This window comes from Bacillus sp. RC242, assembly GCF_044908245.1.
GTDB classification, from domain to species: Bacteria; Bacillota; Bacilli; order Bacillales; family Bacillaceae_G; genus Bacillus_A; species Bacillus_A mycoides.
The window spans coordinates 175,118-197,667 of record NZ_JBIYCZ010000006.1; the positions used below are offsets into that span (position 1 = coordinate 175,118).

The 22,550-nt window shown below is 36.2% G+C and carries 20 protein-coding genes and 1 other annotated feature; of the genes, 12 read left to right on the top strand and 8 right to left on the bottom strand.

The genetic code is table 11. The annotated features are described in order from the left end of the window. The first annotated feature begins 125 nt into the window (after window positions 1–125). Entirely contained in the window at window positions 126–872 is a 747-nt protein-coding gene (locus ABH957_RS13885) for a YjbA family protein (RefSeq protein WP_002030367.1), read from the top strand. 509 nt (window positions 873–1,381) lie between these two features. On the opposite strand, the gene trpS is transcribed toward ABH957_RS13885, so the two are convergent. After that, window positions 1,382–2,371, bottom strand: a complete 990-nt coding sequence (gene trpS, locus ABH957_RS13890; protein ID WP_000110999.1) for a tryptophan--tRNA ligase — start codon at window positions 2,369–2,371, stop codon at window positions 1,382–1,384. Window positions 2,372–2,446: 75 nt separating this feature from the next. Continuing rightward, window positions 2,447–2,663, bottom strand: a binding site (T-box leader). Between the two features lie 105 nt (window positions 2,664–2,768). Next, the gene (locus ABH957_RS13895) at window positions 2,769–3,149 is read right to left on the bottom strand and encodes a DUF3899 domain-containing protein (protein ID WP_002125921.1); all 381 of its coding nucleotides are present in this window, start codon (window positions 3,147–3,149) and stop codon (window positions 2,769–2,771) included. Window positions 3,150–3,468: 319 nt separating this feature from the next. Between ABH957_RS13895 and ABH957_RS13900 the strand changes: the two genes are divergently transcribed. The 5 genes from ABH957_RS13900 to ABH957_RS13920 all read left to right on the top strand — a co-directional run bounded on the left by ABH957_RS13900 (window position 3,469) and on the right by ABH957_RS13920 (window position 9,163). Then, window positions 3,469–5,103, top strand: a complete 1,635-nt coding sequence (locus ABH957_RS13900) for a peptide ABC transporter substrate-binding protein (RefSeq protein WP_404455915.1) — start codon at window positions 3,469–3,471, stop codon at window positions 5,101–5,103. Between the two features lie 127 nt (window positions 5,104–5,230). Continuing rightward, a complete protein-coding gene (gene opp3b / locus ABH957_RS13905) occupies window positions 5,231–6,160 on the top strand; it encodes an oligopeptide ABC transporter permease (RefSeq protein WP_000534165.1) in 930 nt (309 codons plus the stop codon). Then, a complete protein-coding gene (gene opp3C, locus ABH957_RS13910) occupies window positions 6,157–7,173 on the top strand; it encodes an oligopeptide ABC transporter permease (protein ID WP_002086981.1) in 1,017 nt (338 codons plus the stop codon). The genes opp3b and opp3C overlap by 4 nt, the downstream gene beginning before the upstream one ends. 18 nt (window positions 7,174–7,191) lie before the next feature. Beyond that, window positions 7,192–8,235: an ABC transporter ATP-binding protein gene (locus ABH957_RS13915; protein ID WP_002011337.1), complete on the top strand. Its 1,044-nt coding sequence runs from the start codon at window positions 7,192–7,194 to the stop codon at window positions 8,233–8,235. Then, window positions 8,228–9,163 (top strand): ABC transporter ATP-binding protein, encoded by a 936-nt coding sequence (locus tag ABH957_RS13920; protein WP_002134960.1) that lies wholly within the window; start codon window positions 8,228–8,230, stop codon window positions 9,161–9,163. Before ABH957_RS13915 ends, ABH957_RS13920 begins: the two co-directional genes overlap by 8 nt. 191 nt (window positions 9,164–9,354) lie before the next feature. On the opposite strand, the gene ABH957_RS13925 is transcribed toward ABH957_RS13920, so the two are convergent. Continuing rightward, window positions 9,355–10,800: an MATE family efflux transporter gene (locus tag ABH957_RS13925; protein ID WP_016093077.1), complete on the bottom strand. Its 1,446-nt coding sequence runs from the start codon at window positions 10,798–10,800 to the stop codon at window positions 9,355–9,357. 353 nt (window positions 10,801–11,153) lie between these two features. On the opposite strand from ABH957_RS13925, the gene ABH957_RS13930 reads away from it, so the two are divergent. Beyond that, entirely contained in the window at window positions 11,154–12,800 is a 1,647-nt protein-coding gene (locus ABH957_RS13930) for a peptide ABC transporter substrate-binding protein (protein WP_016093076.1), read from the top strand. Window positions 12,801–12,827: 27 nt separating this feature from the next. Here the strand turns inward: ABH957_RS13930 and ABH957_RS13935 are convergent, their stop codons facing one another. Beyond that, the gene (locus ABH957_RS13935; RefSeq protein WP_000559981.1) at window positions 12,828–13,031 is read right to left on the bottom strand and encodes a hypothetical protein; all 204 of its coding nucleotides are present in this window, start codon (window positions 13,029–13,031) and stop codon (window positions 12,828–12,830) included. A gap of 580 nt (window positions 13,032–13,611) precedes the next feature. Between ABH957_RS13935 and spx the strand changes: the two genes are divergently transcribed. Beyond that, window positions 13,612–14,007 (top strand): transcriptional regulator Spx, encoded by a 396-nt coding sequence (gene spx / locus ABH957_RS13940; RefSeq protein WP_002011348.1) that lies wholly within the window; start codon window positions 13,612–13,614, stop codon window positions 14,005–14,007. Window positions 14,008–14,057: 50 nt separating this feature from the next. Here spx and ABH957_RS13945 read toward each other — a convergent pair whose 3' ends face one another. Then, entirely contained in the window at window positions 14,058–14,732 is a 675-nt protein-coding gene (locus ABH957_RS13945) for a TerC family protein (RefSeq protein WP_002134963.1), read from the bottom strand. Window positions 14,733–15,168: 436 nt separating this feature from the next. On the opposite strand from ABH957_RS13945, the gene mecA reads away from it, so the two are divergent. From mecA to pepF, 4 genes are all read left to right on the top strand, one after another. Next, window positions 15,169–15,852, top strand: a complete 684-nt coding sequence (mecA, locus tag ABH957_RS13950) for an adaptor protein MecA (RefSeq protein ID WP_002149820.1) — start codon at window positions 15,169–15,171, stop codon at window positions 15,850–15,852. Between the two features lie 71 nt (window positions 15,853–15,923). Then, entirely contained in the window at window positions 15,924–17,468 is a 1,545-nt protein-coding gene (locus ABH957_RS13955) for a cardiolipin synthase (RefSeq protein WP_113937681.1), read from the top strand. Between the two features lie 90 nt (window positions 17,469–17,558). Next, window positions 17,559–18,794 carry a competence protein CoiA gene (locus ABH957_RS13960; RefSeq protein WP_404511467.1) on the top strand — a complete coding sequence of 412 codons (1,236 nt, stop codon included), beginning with the start codon at window positions 17,559–17,561 and terminating at the stop codon, window positions 18,792–18,794. Between the two features lie 50 nt (window positions 18,795–18,844). After that, window positions 18,845–20,671 carry an oligoendopeptidase F gene (gene pepF / locus ABH957_RS13965; protein WP_404491189.1) on the top strand — a complete coding sequence of 609 codons (1,827 nt, stop codon included), beginning with the start codon at window positions 18,845–18,847 and terminating at the stop codon, window positions 20,669–20,671. Window positions 20,672–20,817: 146 nt separating this feature from the next. On the opposite strand, the gene ABH957_RS13970 is transcribed toward pepF, so the two are convergent. The 3 genes from ABH957_RS13970 to ABH957_RS13980 all read right to left on the bottom strand — a co-directional run bounded on the left by ABH957_RS13970 (window position 20,818) and on the right by ABH957_RS13980 (window position 22,512). After that, entirely contained in the window at window positions 20,818–20,991 is a 174-nt protein-coding gene (locus ABH957_RS13970; RefSeq protein ID WP_002086970.1) for a hypothetical protein, read from the bottom strand. A gap of 229 nt (window positions 20,992–21,220) precedes the next feature. Next, window positions 21,221–22,114 carry a ClpXP adapter SpxH family protein gene (locus ABH957_RS13975; protein WP_113937683.1) on the bottom strand — a complete coding sequence of 298 codons (894 nt, stop codon included), beginning with the start codon at window positions 22,112–22,114 and terminating at the stop codon, window positions 21,221–21,223. After that, entirely contained in the window at window positions 22,114–22,512 is a 399-nt protein-coding gene (locus ABH957_RS13980; RefSeq protein WP_219917488.1) for a globin domain-containing protein, read from the bottom strand. Before ABH957_RS13980 ends, ABH957_RS13975 begins: the two co-directional genes overlap by 1 nt. Between the last annotated feature and the right edge of the window lie 38 nt (window positions 22,513–22,550).

The window sequence follows — 22,550 nt, forward strand, 5'->3', positions numbered from 1 at the left end:
CTCCTGTTTTTTTAATATTATAGAAGAAAAAATAATAATTAGAATATATTTCCTCAAGTGGAATAAAGTTAAGCAAAAATGAACATAATGATTGGTACAAACAGTAGTGAAGTGAGGGGTAGTGAATGTTATATCTACATGATGTATGGGTAAATTGGTTTGAAGGTGAAGAGAATGGGTATAACGTTTGTCATTTTTACGAATGGCGGAAAGATGATACGATTGAGCTATTAGATCAAGTGCCATTATTAAAAGTAGATGCCACATTATATCATTACATCGAGAACGAATTATTAGAGCTTCCGCAAAAATTATTGGAAGACGTATATCATAAGGCTTATATTCGTAAAAATCACGAACGCTTGCAACAAGAATATTGTTTTGTAGTTACAGATGGAAAAGGAATTATTGCGATTGATTCAATCGGCTATAATGTGCCAATTAGAAAAAGTAGGCTTATACCGCGTCAAGAACAGATGGTATATGAGATGGTAGAGAATGTGCAAGCAGAAAAGTATGAGTTCCAAGTGGAAGAGATTGAAAAAGAACATCATATTTTATCGCCGTCACCTTTCATTATGAACGGCCTAACTCGTAAAGAAAGACAGTTAAAACAATTATTATTTATGGCATTAGATCAATTACATACAACGAAAAATCCAGCTGAAATTCGCTATTGGTTCACAGAGTGGGATCCATCAGCGTACGGAATGGTCCAACATATGGAGTTTGAAGATGTTTGGGCTAAACTTTATGATGAAGCGAAAACTGGATGGTCTGAGAAGCACGAGCAATTATGTGAGCGCCTTGTAAAAGGACAGCCGTTTTTTGAAAAGTTATGGGAAATGGAAAATGAGCAGAAGGTAAATTAAAAAAACCGCCAATTGGCGGTTTTTTTATGGAGGTGACAAGAATGTTCGGTGGCTTCGCGCCTTCCTGCGAGGCAAAAAACGCCTCTGCGTCAGGAACTGCATCCTCCTCACATTCTGAACGAGCCGCTTCCGCTTTATATGAAATCCAGCTCCAGCGGCAAGAATATTCGGTGGCTTCGCGCCTTCCTGCGAGGCAAAAAACGCCTCTGCGTCAGGAACTGCATCCTCCTCACATTCTAAGCGAGCCGCTTCCGCTTTATATGAAATCCAGCTCCAGCGGCAAGAATATTCGGTGGCTTCGCGCCTTCCTGCGAGGCAAAAAACGCTTCTGCGTCAGGAACTGCATCCTCCTCACATTCTGAACGAGCCGCTTCCGCTTTATATGAAATCCAGCTCCAGCGGCAAGCTCTTCGTGTCTAAGAACCTTCCGCATAAGAAGGCAAAAAGCGCCTTTTATGCGAAATAACCTTAGCCAGTCAGAGCTGAACGAGCCGCTTCCGCTTTATAGGTTACCTACGTTTTCTACTTAATCCCATTGCGTTTTCTACTTTGCGTAGTTGTTTGAATGCAACGCGGTTTGCTTTTTCTGCACCTTTGTCTAGAATTTCGTCTAGTTCTGGTGAGTTGATTAGTTCGTTATATTTGTCTTGGATTGGACGAATTGCTTCTACGACTACTTGTGCTAGGTCGCCTTTGAAGTCTCCGTATCCTTTTCCTTCGTACATTGCTTCAATTTCTTCAACTGTTTTTCCAGAGAATGAAGAGTAGATTGTTAATAAGTTAGAGATTCCAGGTTTGTTTTCTTTATCAAATTTTACGATACCTTCAGAATCAGTTACAGCACTTTTAATTTTCTTTTCAATTGTTTTTGGTTCATCAAGCATACTGATCATTGCTTTTGGATTCGGATCAGATTTACTCATTTTTTTCGTAGGTTCTGTTAATGACATAACGCGAGCTCCTACTTTTGGAATACGAATTTCAGGAACAGTGAACACTTCACGGAAGCGTTTGTTGAAACGCTCTGCTAGGTCGCGTGTTAATTCCATATGTTGTTTTTGATCATCACCAACAGGTACGATTTCAGTGTTGTAAAGTAAAATATCAGCAGCCATTAATGGTGGATACGTTAGTAATCCAGCTGGAACTGAATCTCTACCAGAAGATTTATCTTTATATTGCGTCATACGCTCTAATTCTCCAACGTAAGCAACTGATTGCATAATCCATCCTAGTTGAGCGTGTGCTGGTACTTCTGATTGTACAAATAAAGTAGCTTTTTCAGGATCGATGCCGCATGCTACATAAAGTGCAGCAAGACTGCGAATGTTTTTACGAAGTTGTACGGGATCTTGAGGTACTGTAATCGCATGTTGGTTTACAATACAGAAATAACAGTCGTGTTCATTTTGAAGCTCTGTAAATTGCTTCATAGCTCCTAAATAGTTTCCAAGTGTAATTGTTCCACTCGGCTGAATACCAGAAAAGATAACTGACATAAGTAATTCCTCCTAAATTTGAATGCGTGATGGGGAAGAGAAGGCAAACAAAAAAGCCCATTCATCCCAAAAAACTATAGGGACGAATGGACCGCGGTACCACCCTAATTATTTCACTACTGTGAAATCTCTCTAATCCATAATAACGTTTGGATATAACGCCAAAGCCTACTACTTTCGGTTCGGTTTGGTGCTCAAAAGCCCATTCCATACTGCGCAATTACTTGTTCACACCAGCCACAAGCTCTCTGAAATTGCCTCAATATGTACTCTTCTTTATCATCGCATACATGTAAATTTATTTATTGTTACCTAAGCTCTTTTAATATGAAAGAACTAAAGTTTTATAACAAAATGTTTTGCTGATTATTATATCATATGGGATAGTGTTTGCAAACTACATCAAAATAGTAAAGCTAATGAGGATCGAGAACAACCCAAGTACGATACCGGTAATACAAATCGGATACGTCCATTTGAATGAATATGTTTTATAAATACGTTCTTTCTTATCGATAGGTTCCTCTGCTTCTTCAATTAAAGAGTCAATTTTTTTATTCGTACCAAATACTCTTTGGAATGCGTAAATTGTTACGTTAAAAAATCCGTTTTGAAATATGAATAAAAAACCACCTATAAGAATAAAAAACAATGCAATATAGAATGAGATGTTGACAAAATTCAACAAAAAATGAGATGAAACGAGGAATGCGCCCACACTAGAAGCGATTATCGCAACCAAAAATAGTATACAAGTATGAAAAAAAACTTTATTCAAAATATTCCCCTCCGTCAAAATATTACTAGAATTATTATACTATAAAAGTTATAATAAGTAATATAAATAATTTTTTGAAAATTATACGCAATTGAGGTTATAATTTCAAGATGATGGTAGCAATGTTAACGTATCCCTTTACAAAAAATTAAAAATATAAAAATTTTATTAAAAATTTTAACAAAAAAACAAAAAACTATATTCACAATCGTCATATTATATGTATAATGAAAATTGTAGAAACTTGGAGATTATTCTTTCAATTCTGTTTTTCTACAAGTGAGGGTACAGGAAGTGCAATTAGGGGAGGCAATACAGCATGAAGAAAAAGATACCGCTATTGCTTGCATCGACGTTGACAGTAAGTGTGCTAGGAGCCTGTAGTTATCAAAAAGATGATAATAAGGCAAGCGTGAAAGGATCCAGTACTTCAAATAAGCAAGTATTGAATCTAACAGAAACTGCTGAAATACCAACAATGGATACGACGCTATCAACGGATGCAGCATCTTCTAACATCATGAATAACACAATGGAAGGATTGTATCGTCTGGGGAAAGACGATAACCTCGTTCCAGGAGTCGCTAAATCTTATGAGAAATCAGAAGATGGTAAAAAGTATGTATTTAAATTACGTGAAGATGCGAAATGGTCGAATGGTGAACCTGTAACAGCGAAAGACTTCGTTTATTCTTGGAGAAGAGCTGTTGATTCAAATACGGGTGCCAAATTTGCTTACATACTATTTGATGTGAAAAATGCAGAGAAAATTAATAAAAAAGAATTACCAGTTGAGGAACTTGGTGTAAAAGCAATTGATGATCACACACTTGAAGTGGAATTAGATAATCCTGTTCCTTATTTTGTAAGTCTAACAGTCTATCCAACATTTTATCCTTTGAATGAGAAGTTTGTAAAAGAACAAGGAACAAAATTTGGATTAGAATCCAATACGACACTTTATAATGGCCCATTCGTTTTAAATGAATGGAAACATGAACAAAGTTTCCACCTTAAGAAAAATCCAACGTATTGGGAAAATAAAGAAGTGAAGCTTGAGGAGATAAACTTCAATATTGTTAAGGATCGTTCAACTGCTATAAACTTATATGAAACGAAAGCGATTGATCGTGTAGTATTAACATCAGAATTTGTAGATAAATACAAATCAGATGCTGATTTTAAAACAATTAAGAGACCATCTACACAATTCATTCGTTTAAATGAAAAAAATAAATTTTTAGCAAATAAAAATATCCGAAAAGCAATTGCGATGTCCTTTGAACGTGAAAATATCGGGAAAGTTATCTTAAACGATGGTTCAGAAGGAATGTATGGTTTTGTTCCGAAAGGTTTGGCAAAAGGACCTAACGGAAAAGACTTCCGTGAAGAGAACGGAAAGCTTATAAAAGAGGATGTTAAAGAAGCTCAAAAATATTGGGAAGCTGGTAAAAGAGAACTTGGTGTAGACAAAGTAGAGTTAGAGTTATTAAACTTTGATACTGATGATGCCAAAAAAATCGGAGAGTATTTAAAGGGACAATTCGAAAAGAACTTACCAGGCTTAACAGTTTCAACAAAAATGCAGCCATTTGCACAAAAGTTAAAACTTGAAGCAAGTGGAGATTATGCGATGTCATATGCGGGATGGAGTCCAGATTATATGGATCCAATGTCATTCCTTGAAATGTATACAACAGGTAATTCGCAAAATAAAGTGAATTACGCAAACCCAGCTTATGATGAACTAATTAAGAAAGCCAAAACAGAAGTAGATGTACAAGCTCGTTGGGATGCTCTATTAAAAGCAGAACAACAACTGCTTGAAGATGCAGCGATTGCTCCAGTATATCAACCTGGAAAGGCATATTTACAACGTAGTTCAATTACAGGCCTATTAGAACATAAATATGGCGGAGAATTTAGCTATAAGTGGGTTGAACTCAAAAACTAAAAATGGTTTCCATCATGAATAAGGGTATATGCCTATGATGGGCATGTGCTCTTATTTTAAAAAAATAAAAGTAAGAATATTTCAAACTATCTTATTGCTTTTGAGAAAAACGGGGAGGTGCTTGACTATGGGACGTTATGTATTAAAACGTTTCGTGTACATGGCTTTGACATTATTTTTAATTACTACACTGACTTTCTTCTTGATGAAATTACTACCGGGTTCTCCGCTTAAAAACCAGGAGAAGCTATCACCGGCACAAAAAGAAATCATTCTTGAAAAATATGGATTAAATGATCCAGTACCAGTTCAATATGCACGTTACTTAGGTAACTTAGCAAAAGGTGATTTAGGGGTATCATTCCAATATGATAACCGCCCAGTAACAGATATGATTGTGGATCGTATTGGACCATCAGCACAACTTGGTTTACAAGCGATTATATTAGGAACATTTATCGGTTTAATTTTAGGAATCGTTGCGGCGCTTCGTAACAATACGTGGGTCGATTATGGGGCGACAATTATTTCCGTACTCGGGATGTCGGTACCCTCATTCGTATTCGCCGCATTACTACAATATTTCGTAGGGGTAAAACTTGGTTGGTTCCCAGTAGCATTCTGGAAAGGACCGGAGTTTACAGTAATGCCTACAATTGCCTTATCGATGGCAGTTATCGCAACAATCGCACGTTTCGCTCGTGCAGAGTTAATTGAGGTTATGCAAGCAGACTACATTTTAACAGCGAAAGCGAAAGGAATTAGCCAAGGCGTTATCATTATCAAGCACGCACTGCGTAACGCATTAATTCCAGTTGTAACAATTTTAGGACCAATGGTTGCAGGATTAATTACAGGGACACTAGTTATTGAGCAAATTTACGCTGTACCTGGACTTGGGGAACAATTCGTTAAATCGATTACAGTGAATGACTATACAGTTATTATGGGAACTACAATTTTCTATAGTGCGATCTTCATCTTAGTTATTTTCATTGTCGATATTTTATACGGAATTATTGATCCTCGTATTCGTTTAGCGGGAGGGAAAAAATGATGAAAGATGTACAAAAATTATCTCCAGATTTATTTCAACCAGCCAATCAGAGTAATGTTGATAATGAAGTCATTGCCCGTCCAAGCTTAACGTTTTGGCAAGATGTAAGAAGACGTTTGTTCCAACATAAAGGTGCAATGTTTGGTTTCGTATTATTAATGCTTATTGTACTATTAGCAATTTTAGGACCGATGGTAAGTAAGCATTCTTATAAAGAGCAGGATTTAGGTCGTGCGAAAATGCCACCGAAAATTCCAGTGATTGAAAATGTTCATTGGCTACCATTTGACGGTACAGATCAATATGGTGTTGACCAATATGAAAAACGTGATATTAAAGAGTACTTCTGGTTTGGTACAGATGATCTTGGCCGTGATTTATGGACAAGAACATGGGAAGGTACACGAGTATCATTATATATCGCTCTTTTAGCAGCAGCGATTGACTTAGTAATTGGGGTTGCATACGGAGGTATTTCAGCCTTCTATGGCGGCAGAGTAGATAATATTATGCAACGTATTATGGAGATCATTAACGGTATTCCATACTTAATCATCGTTATTTTAATGGTAATCATTATGGGATCAGGTATTTGGTCAATTACACTTGCGATGGCAATTACAGGTTGGATAGGGATGTCGCGTATCGTTCGTGGACAGATCCTAAAATTAAAAAACCAAGAATATGTATTAGCATCTCGTACATTAGGGGCAACGAATACACAGTTAATTGTGAAGCACTTAATTCCGAACGTAATGGGACCAATTATCGTAATGACAATGTTTACAATTCCAACAGCGGTATTTGGTGAAGCATTCTTAAGCTTCATCGGACTAGGTATTCAGCCACCATTCGCATCACTTGGTTCTCTTGTAAATGATGGTTATAAATCAATTCAAACGTATCCACATATGATGTTCATCCCAGCGGTTGTCATCAGTATGTTAATCTTAGCATTCAACTTAATTGCAGACGGATTACGCGACGCGTTAGATCCAAAAATGCGTAAGTAAAAGAGGGGAGAAGTAAAAATGAAAACATTGCTAGAGGTAAAAGATTTGCAAGTCTCCTTTGATACACATGCAGGTGAAGTACAAGCTGTACGCGGTGTTACTTTTGATTTGAAAAAAGGAGAAACATTAGCGATTGTAGGAGAATCTGGTTCTGGTAAATCAGTTACTTCTAAAGCGTTAATGGGATTAATTCCGAATCCTCCAGGACGTATTAAAAACGGTGAAATCGTATTTGAAGGTCGTGACTTAACGAAACTAACAGAAAAAGAAATGCAGCAAGTACGCGGTAAAGATATTGCGATGATTTTCCAAGATCCAATGACATCATTAAATCCAACGATGACTATTGGTAATCAGATTATGGAAGGTCTTATTAAGCACCAAGGGATGAGTAAAGCAGATGCACGTAAAGTTGCGTTAGAATTAATCGACCTTGTAGGTATTCCGAATCCAGAAGCGCGCTTAAAACAATATCCTCACCAATTCTCAGGTGGTATGAGACAGCGTGTAGTTATTGCGATGGCGTTAGCTTGTAACCCGAAATTATTAATTGCCGATGAGCCGACAACAGCGCTAGACGTTACGATTCAGGCGCAAATTTTAGAACTTATGAAGGACATTCAGCAAAAAACAGAAGCAGCAATCATTTTCATTACGCATGACTTAGGTGTAGTGGCAAACGTTGCAGACCGAGTTGCGGTTATGTACGCTGGTAAAGTTGTTGAAATTGGAACTGTTGATGAAATTTTCTACAATCCAAAACATCCATACACATGGGGCTTAATCGCATCTATGCCAAGCTTAGATGGTGCAGAGGACGAGCTATATGCGATTCCAGGAACGCCTCCAGACTTATTAAAACCGCCAAAGGGTGATGCTTTTGCACCACGTAACCCGCAGGCATTGAAAATTGATTTTGAAATGGACCCACCTTTATTTAAAGTAAGTGATACACACTATGCGGCAACTTGGTTACTTCACGAGCAAGCTCCAGAAGTCAAACCACCGGCAGTCGTTGAAAAACGCATTCTTCAAATGAAAGCAGGTGAACAACATGACTAAACAACGTGAGAAATTAATTGAAGTAAAAAATGTAAAGCAGCACTTCGACGTGAGTGGTGGTGTTGTCAAAGCGGTTAATGATATTTCATTTGATATTTACCGCGGAGAAACATTTGGTCTTGTAGGAGAATCAGGTTGTGGTAAATCGACAACTGGAAGAACGATTATTCGTTTATATGATGCAACTGCTGGTGAAGTGTTGTTCGATGGTGAAAATGTACATGGTAAAAAATCACGTGCAGAGCTGAAGAAGTTCAACCGTAAAATGCAAATGATTTTCCAAGATCCATATGCATCATTAAATCCTCGTATGACAGTAGGGGATATTATCGCAGAAGGTATTGATATTCACGGACTAGCAAAAGGCAAAAAAGAGCGTATGGACCGTGTTCATGAATTATTAAATACAGTTGGTTTAAATAAAGAGCACGCAAACCGTTTCCCGCATGAATTCTCAGGCGGACAACGTCAACGTATCGGTATCGCTCGTGCACTAGCTGTAGAACCTGAATTTATCATTGCTGATGAACCAATCTCAGCACTTGACGTATCGATTCAGGCGCAAGTTGTAAACCTACTGAAACAGTTACAAAGAGAAAAAGGTTTAACATACTTATTCATCGCCCATGATTTATCAATGGTAAAATACATTAGTGATCGCATTGGTGTAATGTACCGTGGTCAAATCGTTGAGTTGACAACAAGTGAAGAGTTATATGCGAATCCAATGCATCCATATACAAAATCACTACTATCTGCAATTCCGCTTCCAGATCCAGATTATGAGCGCAATCGTAAACGTATCGTATACGATCCAACTCAGCATGATTATGGTAGCGAAGCACCAACAATGCGTGAAATTCGCCCAGGACATTTTGTATTATGTTCTGAAGCAGAGTATAAGAAATATAAAGAAATCTATCAATAATAAAGTAGAGCCATTCTTCTATTACAGAAGGATGGCTCTATTTTTTTATACTAATTAAACTTAATTTAGTATAAAGAGATTTTATCCAAGTTCTTTTTCTGTTTAAAGACAGCAAATTAAGAGTTTCCAAGAATGAAGAAAAGGCGACTGAAATCCAGCCGCCTTTTTCTTCATTTAGAAACACTTTTATTTTACTGCGCTTGAACAGAAACACTCTCATCTTGCTCATTTGGTTTAACAAGTGCATAATTTTCCCACGATCTACTTCTCCAGCGGAAGAACATAATAATTGCTCGTGTCCATTCGTCGATAGCAATCGCTAGCCAAATACCAACGAGCCCCATGTCTAAATGGAAGGCGAAAAAGTAACCGAGTGGTAAGCTCATTAACACCATGGAGAATGCGCCGATTAAAACAGGATATTTTGCATCGCCAGCTGCACGAAGTGAATTAATGATGACGATGTTCATCGTCCGTCCTGTTTCAAGTAGTACACTTAGTAAAAGAACGCTTGCCCCTAGAGCGATAATATGAGGATTATCCGTAAATAGTCCCATTAATTGTGTGCGGAATGTAACAACGAGCATGACCATAAATAGAGTTACACCAATCGCCCATTGTACACTTTTCCATACGCGTGTGTAAGCTTCATCCTTTTCATTTCCGCCAACTAGGCGTCCAACGATAATAGCTGTTCCCATACCGATAGCAATGGCGAATAAATAAGTGAACATGGAAATGTTAGTAGCGTATTGTCTTGCAGCTAACGATTCCGTACCTAAGTATGTTGCGTAATATAAGAAGACAATTTGACAAGCTTGATACATGACTTGTTCGAATGCAGATGGAATGCCAATCTTTAAAATTTTGCCAACGTATTCTTTTGATAAAGTGAAGTAATATTGTAATTTCACACGGTATTCCATAACGCGGTACAGTAACCAGAAGAAAACGATAAGTGCGATTAACCGGCTGACAGCAGAAGAAATCGCGGCTCCTTGCACACCAAGTTCAGGGAAACCGAATTTCCCGAAAATAAGTACGTAGTTTCCGGCGATATGAATAATATTCATTCCAAGCGAAACAAACATCGCTTGCTTTGTAAAGCCGTGAACGCGGATAATTGCAGCTAATGAGTTAATAATAGCTTGAAGGAAAATAGCTCCTCCGACGATGGATAGATAGCTTTGTGCATACGTTAGTACATCGCCTTGTAAATTCATTGCCGTCATCATATGTTTTGAAAATAAAAGAAAACCAGCGCTTATAATGAGTCCAACCACTAAATTTAATGTGACGGCTAATGCTGATATTTTTGATGCTTCCATAAAGCGTTTAGAACCGAGGTATTGGGATACAACGATAGCTGCACCATTCCCGATGACTTCTAGTACTAAAATCGCGATATGAAGGTATTGATTCGCTGCACCAACCCCAGATACAGCATCGTCTGATAATGCACTTAACATGAAAGTATCAGCGATCCCCATCAGCATAAAAAGAAAAACTTCTAGAAAAATAGGCCATGTTAATAAGAATAAACTCAATTTCTCTGTTGGCCCGTTTTTTGAGCGAATTGCTGTCATGTCCGTCCCCTCTTTACCGATATCTATTTTTAGCAAAGTGTATCGTAACACACTTTCATATCCTTTGCACTCATTTTAGCCTACATATTTTCAATATGAATAAACCTTCATTTTATGACAAAAAAGGAGGAATAATTATGCTTAAGATATTATAGAATATAAAATTTGTTTTTCCCTGATAATTTAGAAAAGTATAAAAATAGTCATTTTTAACACTTTAGTTCAATAAAAACGCAGTATGAAACGTTTACAAATATACTGAGTGTTCACAGGGAATTTTAATAAGATAGAAATATAAATATACAAAGATTATATTTGTGTGTATAATATGAATTATTAGAACATATATATATTTCTTTCTGTTTGAAAATGAAAGGGCTAACATTTTTTTGGAGGGTGGAAGTATGAAAAAAAAGATACCAGTTTTTGTAGCATCAACAGTAGCAATGAGCATGATTTTAGGGGCATGTGGCTACCAAAAAGATGAACCGCAAGCGAACGCAAAAGGGGATAGCGGGAAAAGCGGTGCGAAGCAAGTTATTAATCTAACAGAAGTGTCTGAAATTCCGACAATGGATACAACACTTGCCTCGGATGCTGCTTCTTCAAAAGTTATGAATAATACAATGGAAGGGCTATATCGACTTGGGAAAGGCGATAAGTTAGTTCCAGGTGTAGCGAAATCCCACACGAAATCTGAAGATGGTAAAAAATATACATTTAAATTGCGTGAAGATGCTAAATGGTCGAATGGTGATCCTGTAACAGCAAAAGATTTTGTATATGCATGGCAAAGAGCTGTTAACCCGGATACGGCAGCGAAATCAGGATATATCATGCTAGATGTGAAAAATGCAGAGAAAATTAATAAAAGAGAGCTATCACCGGATCAATTAGGTGTAAAAGCGATAGATGATTATACATTAGAAGTTGAATTGGATAATCCAGTTCCATATTTTCTTGATTTAACGGTGTATCCACTATTTTTCCCATTAAATGAGAAGTATATGAAAGAACAAGGAGAAAAATTTGGTTTGGAAGCAAATACAACTTTGTATAACGGTCCATTTGTATTAAATGAATGGAAACATGAACAAAGTTTCCAATTAAAGAAAAATCCAAGCTATTGGGATCAAAAAGAAGTGAAATTAGAAGAAGTTAATTTTAATGTTGTAAAAGATACAGGAGCAGCTGTTAATTTGTATAATACAAATGCGATTGACAGAGTTGGTTTATCAGCGGAATTAGTTGATAAGTATAAAGGGCAAAAAGATTTTAAAACAATTAATGATCCAACTGTGTTCTTCTTGCGTTTTAATCAAAAAAATCCAGCGTTAGCTAACAAAAATATTCGTAAGGCTATTTCTAGTGCATACGATCGAGATGGTATTGGTGAGGTTATTTTAAACAATGGTTCTAAGGGAGCTTATGGTTTAGTACCATCTGATTTTGTTAAGGGACCAGATAAGCAGGATTTCAGAAAAGAAAATGGAAAACTTTCAAAAGTAGATGTGAAGGAGGCTAAAAAATTCTGGGAAGCAGGAAAGAAAGAATTAGGTAAGGATAAAATAGAACTAGAATTTTTAAACTTTGATAATGAAGAATCTAAGAAAATTGGTGAGTATGTAAAGGGAGAATTAGAAAAGAATTTACCAGGTCTAACAGTAACGATTAAGATGCAACCATTTGCACAAAAATTAAAACTTGAAGATAGTGGACAGTTTGATATTTCATTTACTGGATGGGGACCTGATTTCCCTGATGCAATCACATTCCTTGATATGTTTATAACAGATGGTTCACAAAATAAAATGAGTTATTCTAATGCCCAGTATGATGGCCTTATTAAAAAGGCAAAGCAAGAAGGTTCAGATGTAAAAGGACGTTGGAATGACCTGTTAAAAGCGGAAAAAATCTTATTTGAGGATGCAGCAATTGCACCAGTATTCCAACGCGGTAGATCTATATTAGAAAGAGAAACAATTAAAGATGTATATATCCACAAATATGGCGGCGAATTAAGCTTTAAGTGGGCATCTGTAGAAAAATAAAAAAAGCAGGCTAATCGCCTGCTTTTTTTAATACGTACGTTTTTTATAAATGCCTTTCCCGCCAACTTGGTTCCAGCCAGATTGTACATCTAAACTTTTGTTAACAAACTTCATTTTTTCTTTCCCACCAAAGAGTTTTTCACCGATGCTATTTGTAATGACACCAATCAATGCTGTTATTCCGATGATGAGGGTAGCAACAATGATAAAATCAGTAAAAAAAGCGATCATATGCAAATTCCCCCTTTGTCTGTCTGTATTTTTATTGTATGAGATAAATGGTAAAAAAGAAAGAAATGTCAGAAAAATATTCGATTTACTTTAGAAAGCATATAGACATGAGCGGAGAGATTTGTTAAAACAAGAACAAATGTTCCTTTTTGTTTCTAACCTTTAGAGTCTTACATTTCTCAATTGTTTTGTCGGGAAAAGGTAAGAAAACGCTCTCTTTTTAATGGGGAAGATTATGAAACTGTAATTGTATATCAAGTGAAGGTTATTGTAGAAAGTAAGTATCAAGAGGGTTGAGGACCGTTGTTAAAGGACAGTTTTACTGAGTATAATCATGTTGCATAGCAGTGGAGTACACGGAGAAAATTTCTCAACTAGCAGTAAATTCACTGTATATTTCTTGCAAAAACTATTGTATAATGATTATAGAAGTTACTTATTAAAAGTAATTATTGTTGCTTACATGAATTGCGATTTTTTACTTTGCTATAAGACAAGTTATCGCGAAAAATTGCGGAAGTTAGAAATTTAAACTGTAATTAGTACAGAATTTGTACTCTTTAAGGAGAGTGAGCTTTGTATGGTAACATTATATAGTTCTCCAAGCTGTACGTCTTGTAGAAAGGCGAAATTATGGCTAGAGGAAAATCATATTCCTTATACAGAACGTAATATTTTCTCAGATCCATTAACGATTGATGAGATTAAAGAGATTTTACGTATGACAGAAAGCGGAACGGATGAGATTATTTCTACTCGTTCAAAAGTTTTCCAAGAATTGAATGTGAACTTAGAGTCTTTACCACTTCAAGATTTATATAAGATGATTCGTGACTATCCAGGTATTTTACGTCGTCCAATTATGATTGACGAAAAACGCCTTCAAGTAGGTTACAACGAAGATGAAATCCGTCGTTTCTTACCACGTACAGTAAGAACGTTCCAATTACGTGAAGCACAGCGTCTTGTAAATTAATTATAATAATATGAAAACCTTCTACCTATTATAGAGTAGAAGGTTTTTTTTTACTGTTTAACATTACGTAATCGCACTTGTTGAACGATAAAGCCTATGCATAAAATGGTGAAAATGAACAAATAAGGGATACTTGCGGCAAAACTAGGATTATGATGAAAAAACGTTGCAAGTCTGTCTTCATGTGTAATCATTTTTCCTGCTGTATAGGCGAGAACTGCTGCTCCGCAATAAATGAGAAATGGAAAGCGTTCCATGAGTATTAAAATAAGTTTGCTTCCCCAAATGATAATCGGGATAGAAATGAATAAACCGATAATTACGAGTGAAAGTCTTCCGTGAGCTGCTCCTGCAATGGCAATAACATTGTCAAACCCCATAACGAGATCCGCGAATACAATTGTACGCACAGCTTGGAATAAAGTCGTTTTTCCTTTGATAGAAGAAAGGTCGTTGTTATTATCAGTGAGTAAATTGACCGCAATTAATGTGAGTAAAATTCCGCCGGTGAGTTGTAAAAATGGGATATCAAGTAAATAGACAGCTAGTATCGTGAGGAGAATTCGTAGCACAATTGCTAACATAGTACCAATCAAAATGGCTTTATTTCGTTTTGCTTCAGGTAAATTTCGGCTAGCTAGTGCGATGACAATTGCGTTATCGCCACCTAGTACAACATCGATACCGACAATCATTAGTACAGATGTTAAAAACTCTAAGTCCATTCGTCTGCCTCCATTTATGATGTTTTAATAAGCGAAATATATGTATGTGGTGAAGAAAGTTTGTCTAGTTTTGATCCCGCGCGCCTGGGGAAAAAATAATCACCTCTAATAGAAGTTTCACTTTATTACAGTGTACGAGGGAATATGGGAATGTATGTCCAAATTTTTTGCGAGCAGTGAATTGGTATAATGGTATATTTATTCCGATTGGTGCGAGCTAATAATCAGTGGAGGATGAAAAAAATACTGATTATTGTTTCACTTTATGTAAAAAGTCGAATACAGATAGGTATATAACTATTTTTGTAAAATAAATCGATTTTATTTCCCTTCTGGAGAATCTTATCATAAAATGAGAGTACAAGAATCTATTGTTTTGTCATATGAGTGGGGAATCCCTTCATAACAATTCTAAGCAGGAAGGGAGCGTTGTATTTTGGATATTGAAAGAATTAATGACCATACGATGAAATTTTTTATTACGTACATTGATATAGAGGACAGAGGGTTTAATCGTGAAGAAATTTGGTATGATCGCGAACGAAGTGAAGAGCTCTTTTGGGAGATGATGGACGAAGCTCGTGATCATGATGATTTCTTTATCGATGGGCCGTTATGGATCCAAGTGCAAGCAGTCGATAAAGGGATTGAAGTACTTGTAACGAAAGCGGAGCTTTCAAAGGATGGACAAAAGCTGGAATTACCAATAGGTGTAGACAAAATTATAGACATTCCTCTAGATGAAGGCATCGAATCATTATTCCAGCAAGAATTAGTGGAAGAGGTAGAAGAACAAGTAGGAACAAACTTTAATGAAGATGGTACGTTTGGCTTTTTAATTAAGTTTAATGATTTTGAAGATGTTATTTCATTAAGTCATCGTCTTATCTTTGAAGATATAAAAGATGAATTACATTCATTTGAGGACCGCTATTATGTATATGTGGAATTCGATGAAGTGCTACATGATGAAGAAGAGATTGATCGTATTTTAAGTATTGTTTTAGAATATGGAGAAGAATCTACTTTAACGATTCACCGTGTAAGTGAGTATGGGAAACAGGTTGTGAAAGAGCGTGCGCTTGAGACAATTCGCAACAATTTCCCTCCTAAAACGTAGGCCGATTTCTATAGTATGAAATCGGCTTTTTTTATGAAGAATAGGAAGGCTTTCTTATTAGGGGGGAAGAGATGAAAAATACACTAAAACTACTTTTCTTTTTTCTACTACTGTTCGCATTATTTGTTTCATTACGCATGTTTATTGATGTAGCATTTTATTCGGATGTCATGGGGATAAAGGATGTTTCGATTTTAGGTATTATTAGTATTTTATTTACGGTTTCCGCATTTTTAATTGGATGTGTCATTTTCTTAGAAAATCGCCATCCGTCAAAAACACTTACGTGGTTAATCGTACTAGGTATTTTTCCAGTGTTCGGTTTCTTTGCTTATCTTTTATTTGGACAAAACTTTCGCAGAAAAAGAATGTTCCAAAAGAAGGCATTACTCGATGAACAGGCGTTTTTACAATATAAGGGACACGAAGATTACGAAGAACGGATTTTACGAAATCATAAGCATCAAGAATTGTTATTTCGTTTAGCAGATCGATTGGGTGCTTTAAATATTTCATTTCAAACTGAAACGAGGACATTAACAAATGGAGACGAAACGTTTCAGGCAATTTTAGATGGGTTAAATCGAGCGAAACACCACATTCATATGGAGTATTACATTGTACGTGATGACAAGCTCGGTACAGAAATTAAAGATATTTTAATAAAAAAATCAAAAGAAGGCGTTGTCGTTCGTTTTTTATACGACGCGGTTGGAAGCTTTAAATTATCAAATTCGTATATTGCAGAATTGAATGATGCAGGAGTAGAAATGATTCCATTTTTCCCTGTGCGCTTTCCAATTTTAAACGATAAAATTAATTATCGAAACCACCGAAAAATCGTTATTATAGATGGAAATGAGGGGTTTGTAGGTGGATTAAATATTGGTGATGAGTATTTAGGGAAGGATAAATATTTCGGTTTTTGGCGAGACACGCATTTATATTTACGCGGTGAAGCAGTTCAAAGTTTACAGCTAATTTTCCTTCAAGACTGGTTTTATATGACTGGTGAGGCGGTATTAGCACCTGAATATTTACAAGCGGAAGCAGTTGAGGGTGATCATTGGGGCGGAGTCCAACTTGTTGGAGGTGGACCGGATAATAAATGGGAAACAATTAAACATTTATATTTTGCAATGATTGCTTCAGCTAGGAAATCGATTTGGATTGCAACACCATACTTTATTCCAGATGATGATATTTTATCTGCATTAAAAGTAGCTGCACTTGCTGGTATCGATGTTCGTTTGTTAATGCCAAGTAAGCCAGATAAGCGGACTGTCTTTTATGCATCAAGATCGTACTTTCCGGAGTTATTAGATGCAGGAGTAAAAATATATGAATATGAAAAAGGGTTTCTTCATAGTAAAGTTGTCATCGTGGATTCTGATCTCGCATCAATTGGGACAGCTAATATGGATATGAGAAGTTTTCATTTAAACTTTGAAGTAAATGCCTTTTTATATGATACAGGTAGCATTAGAAAGCTCGTTCAAGATTTTAAAGACGATTTAGAAGAATCCAGTGAAATTCATGTTGACCGATTTCATAAGAGACGTCTTCATAGGCGGATTGTTGAATCGACGTACCGGTTATTATCACCTTTATTATAGAAAGAGATGTCCTAATTTAGGACATCTCTTTTTTTGAGAGGAATTTGTAGTAAATTGTAGAATACAAGAAGTTGAAAGGGTGTGATGGTGATGTTTATTGCAAGGAGAGAAAACGGAGAGAAAATTCATCTATTATATAACCGGGATGAAGAACGTTTACGCGAAATGCGTAAACGAGAAAAATTCTTTTGTACAGCTTGCGGAAAAGAAGTGCAAATGAAATTAGGAAAACAAAAGAGCTGGCATTTTGCTCATAAGAAAGTGGATTCATGTCTTACCTTTTATGAAGCAGAATCTATGTATCATATGCACGGTAAAGAATTGTTATATAGATGGTTGAAACGTCAAAATTTTCATGTGGATATAGAGCATTACCTTCCAAAAATCCAGCAAAGACCAGATGTTTTCGTAGAGAGAGCAGGTAGGGAAATTGCGATTGAATATCAATGCGCCAATCTCTCCATAGAACAGCTTTCTAAACGAACATACTCGTATTGGCAAGCTGGTATACAGGTCATCTGGATCATTGGTGGAAATCAATTAAAAAAGCAATCTGCATATTGGATGAAATTTTCCTCACTTCTGGCTTTCTCCTTACAATCTTATCCTCAGCCATTTCTTATTTTCTTCTGTCCGAAACAAAAATCATTTATGAAATGCGCCTTTATCACTCCGTTTTCTACAAACGTCTCTTTCTCACATACTATTTATTTACCAACTGATACGACTACTGTTGACATGCTCTTTTCCCCCGTTCCTTTCCAAAAAGAGGTATTAGGACAAGAATGGAAGAGAAAAAAGAACCATTTTCGGCAAAACGCTCTATCTATCTGGAATTATAATCATAAGTCACTACTCCGCCTCTTATATCAATATAAATGTACCCCAGCGAGTTTTCCTTCTGAAATCGGTGTTCCGCTCCCATCCGCGTTTGCTTTTCAAACAAATCCATTTATATGGCAAGCTTCTCTTTATATGAAGTGTATAGGTATGCTTAAGGTAGGGGAGTATATTTCTCTGCAATACGCATGTAACTATGTAGCAAAATATACGAAGAGGCGTCTACTTCCGTATTTTGCACAACATATATGGAAGGTAGCAGTTGCGGAGTATATGACATTTTTATGTTATGCAGGTGTATTAATAAAAATAGGTATTAATAAGTATCGAAAAATAAGAGATGTTGTGTTGGTAAAAACAGAGGGAGAAATTATGAAATATGATGAAATTGGCTTAGCGCACGCACTATCTCTATTTGAGACAAAGTTCAACATGAGAGAAGAAAAAGGGGATATAATAAAGAATGAACGTGAAGGAATTACATAAGAAAAACAGAATTGTACTTAAGTAGAGATATTTAAAGGAGGGCTTACAGAATGTCTGAACAAAATAAAGCAAAAACATTACCAGATCGCAATGAGATTGAAGAAGCAAGCACATGGCGATTAGAAGATATTTTCCAAACAGATGCAGAATGGGAAAAAGAATTCCAAGCTATTAAAGAGCTATTGCCAAAGTTAACTGAATTTAAAGGGAAGCTTGGCGACTCTGCAGACAATTTGCTTGAGGCATTGCAATATGAAGATGAAATTTCAATGCGATTAGGTAAGCTATATACATATGCACATATGCGTTACGATCAAGATACAACAAACTCTGTGTATCAAGCACTGAATGATCGCGCAACAAATTTATACTCACAAGTATCTAGTAGTACAGCGTATATCGTACCTGAAATTTTAGCTATTTCAGAAGATACATTGCAAACTTTCTTACAAGAAAATCGAGAACTAAGTGTATATGAGCATGCATTAGAAGAAATTACCCGTCAACGTCCGCACGTATTATCTGAGGCAGAAGAAGCGTTATTAGCAGAAGCATCTGAAGTGATGAGTGCATCAAGTAATACATTCGGTATGTTGAATAATGCGGATTTGAAATTCCCATCTATTAAAGGTGAGGATGGAGAAGAGGTAGAAATAACGCATGGTCGTTACATTCAGTTTTTAGAAAGTGATGATCGTCGTGTACGGGAAGATGCATTCAAAGCTGTATTTGAAACGTACGGAAAATATAAGAACACATTTGCAAGTACGTTAAGCGGGGCTGTGAAACGTAATAATTTCAATGCGCGCGTTCGTAAATACGATTCTGCACGTCAAGCTGCATTAAGTAATAATAATATTCCTGAGGCGGTGTATGATCAACTTATTGAATCGGTAAATGATAATTTACACTTACTACATCGATACATTGATATTCGTAAGCGTGCACTAGGACTTGATGAGCTTCATATGTACGATTTATATACACCACTTGTACAAGAAGTGAAAATGAATGTGAAGTATGAAGAAGCGCAAGACCTGTTATTAAAATCTTTAAACGTACTTGGTGATGAATATGTTGAAATTTTAAAAGAAGCATATGAAAATCGCTGGGTAGATGTGTACGAGAATAAAGGCAAACGAAGCGGAGCGTATTCATCTGGTGCATACGGAACAAATCCGTATATTTTAATGAACTGGCATGATAATGTAAATAATTTATATACACTTGCTCATGAGTTTGGTCATTCGGTGCATAGTTATTACACAAGAAAGACACAGCCACACGTATACGGTGATTATTCAATCTTCGTTGCAGAGGTAGCATCAACTTGTAATGAAGCGCTTCTAAATGATTATTTATTAAAAACGACAGAAGATAAAAAAGAGCGTCTATATTTATTAAATCATTATTTAGAAGGATTCCGTGGTACTGTATTCCGTCAAACAATGTTTGCAGAGTTCGAGCATATCATTCATAAGAAAGTACAAGAAGGACATGCTGTTACGCCAGATATGTTAACGGAGATCTACTACGATTTAAATAAGAAATATTTCGGGGACGCTTTAGTAATCGATAAAGAAATCGGTTTAGAATGGTCTCGTATTCCGCACTTCTATTACAACTATTACGTATATCAATACGCAACAGGATTTAGTGCAGCGACAGCTTTGTCAAAACAAATTTTAGAAGAGGGACAACCAGCAGTAGAACGTTACATTAACGAATTCTTAAAAGCTGGAAGCTCTGATTACCCAATTGAAGTGTTGAAAAAAGCAGGAGTAGATATGGCATCACCAGAACCTGTAAAAGAAGCACTACAAGTATTTGAAGAGAAGTTAAATGAATTAGAAGCGCTATTGTTTGAAGAGAAGTAATGAGAAAAGACGAGGGATTTTATCCTCGTCTTTTTTGTTTGAAACATTTTCTCAAAAGTACATAATGTCGATATTTGTCGAATTGTTAAGGTGATTTTCTTTACTTTTTCTATATTAGAAGGAATTTTCATGACTTATTTTGATAGTTAAAATCCTTTAAATCGTTTTCTATAGTTGAAATAAGAGACAGCGATGACGATAACTCCGAATAAAAGAGGGAAGGCAATAATTTTAGGAAAAGCTTGTAGTAGAGAAAGGATGTACAAGAAAAAAGAAACAATGAAAGCTAGAAAAATTAGAGCGATATGAGACTTTTTCATTAATAAAACCTCCTAAATGTTCTTTTTATAGCTTATTCAAAAATGAAAACGTTTAGAATGTGACAAAAATGTGAAATTCGACAAAAGGGGTTGTCATCTGACGTCGAATCTTGTAATATAATAAGCGTGAACGAATTCACATACAAACATATACCCCTTTGTTTGAACGTGAAAATTTCTCCCATCCCCTTTAATATTTTTATAAGCCGTAAAGAAAAAGACCTGGTGTTTACACCGGGTCTTTTTCTTTTGCTATCCATTTCCAATAACGCTCGCACTTCACTTCAATCATTTGTACTTTTCGTTTTAGTTGTAATTTCTTTAGTTCACGCTCTATTTCTTGTTGAGGGCAGTCATATATAAATGAGATTTCCTTTGAAGAAATAAATTGTGTTGCTTCTAGTAATACTTCTAAAGGAGGTAATGGTTCTGGCTCAATCTCGCACTTTATAAGTTCTTTTAATAACTGTACGTATACATCATAGGAATAAATTCCCGCGATTTTAATACCTTCCTCATCTGAATTTGCATGAAAAAATAGGAGGGAAGGTATTTCTGTAATATGCATCTCATTTGTGAATTTTAGGTCGCATTGGAAAGCTTTTTTTGCGCTAACTGAGTGTAGGTCTTTTTTAAATTCCTCTACATCAATGCCACTATCTTTAGCGCATGTAAGCAATAATTCACAGTCAGGGTTTGATACATTTTCAAGAAGAATGTATTCTTGGAGTTTTCGCAAAAATTTCGAACCTGCTTTTCGGCCTTGCAATTCCGCCGCCTTAATTGCCATCGAAACTAAATATGGTGTTGACGATGCCTCTTGCATATGTACTTTTCCATCACATGAAAAACCTTGTAAACTTGTTGTTTTTTCCCACACAAATCGAATATTAGCAGGTTTATTCCATTTGTGTGAGGAAGCGTTTGCTCCGTCCACTTTTCCTGTTACGATATGACGAATAGAGAAGTATTTCCCATACTCAAGCCATAGTTTAATAATAAATGGCTCGATATCCCAGCAATCTTTACAAAGTGGATCAATAAATAAATATGCTTCTACAGATTTATGCTCGCATGTGGAAGGAGAAGGCATATTTATATGCTTTGCTTCCTGCTTATCCATTACGCTTCACCTGTTTCATTTGGAGTATTGACCATATGTTGAGCAGTTAATGCTAAACGTTCAAAAACAAACTCTCTTATATGACCGTGCACTCCTGTATCATCCATTGCTTGCTCCATACATGACAGCCAAGCTTCTGCGCGTTTTGGAGTAATCTCAAACGGAAGATGGCGTGCTCTTAGCATAGGATGCCCATGTTCTTCAGTGTATAAATTAGGACCACCTAAATATTGCGTTAAAAATTGTTTCTGCTTCCTAGCAGTTTCTGTTAAATCATCCGGGAAGATCGGAGATAAGTCAGGGTGTTCACTGACATAGGAATAAAATGTATCCACTAATGTTGCAATGCATTGTTCACCGCCAATTGCTTCAAATGGTGTCATCGGTTGCTTGCTCATCCTTTATAAACTCCTTTTTCCATGAAATGTATATCTAT

Bases quoted from the DNA above. Each gene is read 5' to 3' on its own strand.
- ABH957_RS13970 (WP_002086970.1), bottom strand. From the start codon at position 20,991: ATGAAAAAGTCTCATATCGCTCTAATTTTTCTAGCTTTCATTGTTTCT.
- ABH957_RS13900 (WP_404455915.1), top strand. From the start codon at position 3,469: ATGAAGAAAAAGATACCGCTATTGCTTGCATCGACGTTGACAGTAAGT.
- ABH957_RS13980 (WP_219917488.1), bottom strand. From the start codon at position 22,512: ATGAGCAAGCAACCGATGACACCATTTGAAGCAATTGGCGGTGAACAA.
- ABH957_RS13935 (WP_000559981.1), bottom strand. From the start codon at position 13,031: ATGATCGCTTTTTTTACTGATTTTATCATTGTTGCTACCCTCATCATC.
- trpS (WP_000110999.1), bottom strand. From the start codon at position 2,371: ATGTCAGTTATCTTTTCTGGTATTCAGCCGAGTGGAACAATTACACTT.
- pepF (WP_404491189.1), top strand. From the start codon at position 18,845: ATGTCTGAACAAAATAAAGCAAAAACATTACCAGATCGCAATGAGATT.
- ABH957_RS13975 (WP_113937683.1), bottom strand. From the start codon at position 22,114: ATGGATAAGCAGGAAGCAAAGCATATAAATATGCCTTCTCCTTCCACA.
- ABH957_RS13920 (WP_002134960.1), top strand. From the start codon at position 8,228: ATGACTAAACAACGTGAGAAATTAATTGAAGTAAAAAATGTAAAGCAG.
- ABH957_RS13945 (WP_002134963.1), bottom strand. From the start codon at position 14,732: ATGGACTTAGAGTTTTTAACATCTGTACTAATGATTGTCGGTATCGAT.
- ABH957_RS13930 (WP_016093076.1), top strand. From the start codon at position 11,154: ATGAAAAAAAAGATACCAGTTTTTGTAGCATCAACAGTAGCAATGAGC.
- opp3b (WP_000534165.1), top strand. From the start codon at position 5,231: ATGGGACGTTATGTATTAAAACGTTTCGTGTACATGGCTTTGACATTA.
- ABH957_RS13955 (WP_113937681.1), top strand. From the start codon at position 15,924: ATGAAAAATACACTAAAACTACTTTTCTTTTTTCTACTACTGTTCGCA.
- ABH957_RS13960 (WP_404511467.1), top strand. From the start codon at position 17,559: ATGTTTATTGCAAGGAGAGAAAACGGAGAGAAAATTCATCTATTATAT.
- ABH957_RS13885 (WP_002030367.1), top strand. From the start codon at position 126: ATGTTATATCTACATGATGTATGGGTAAATTGGTTTGAAGGTGAAGAG.
- spx (WP_002011348.1), top strand. From the start codon at position 13,612: ATGGTAACATTATATAGTTCTCCAAGCTGTACGTCTTGTAGAAAGGCG.
- ABH957_RS13915 (WP_002011337.1), top strand. From the start codon at position 7,192: ATGAAAACATTGCTAGAGGTAAAAGATTTGCAAGTCTCCTTTGATACA.
- opp3C (WP_002086981.1), top strand. From the start codon at position 6,157: ATGATGAAAGATGTACAAAAATTATCTCCAGATTTATTTCAACCAGCC.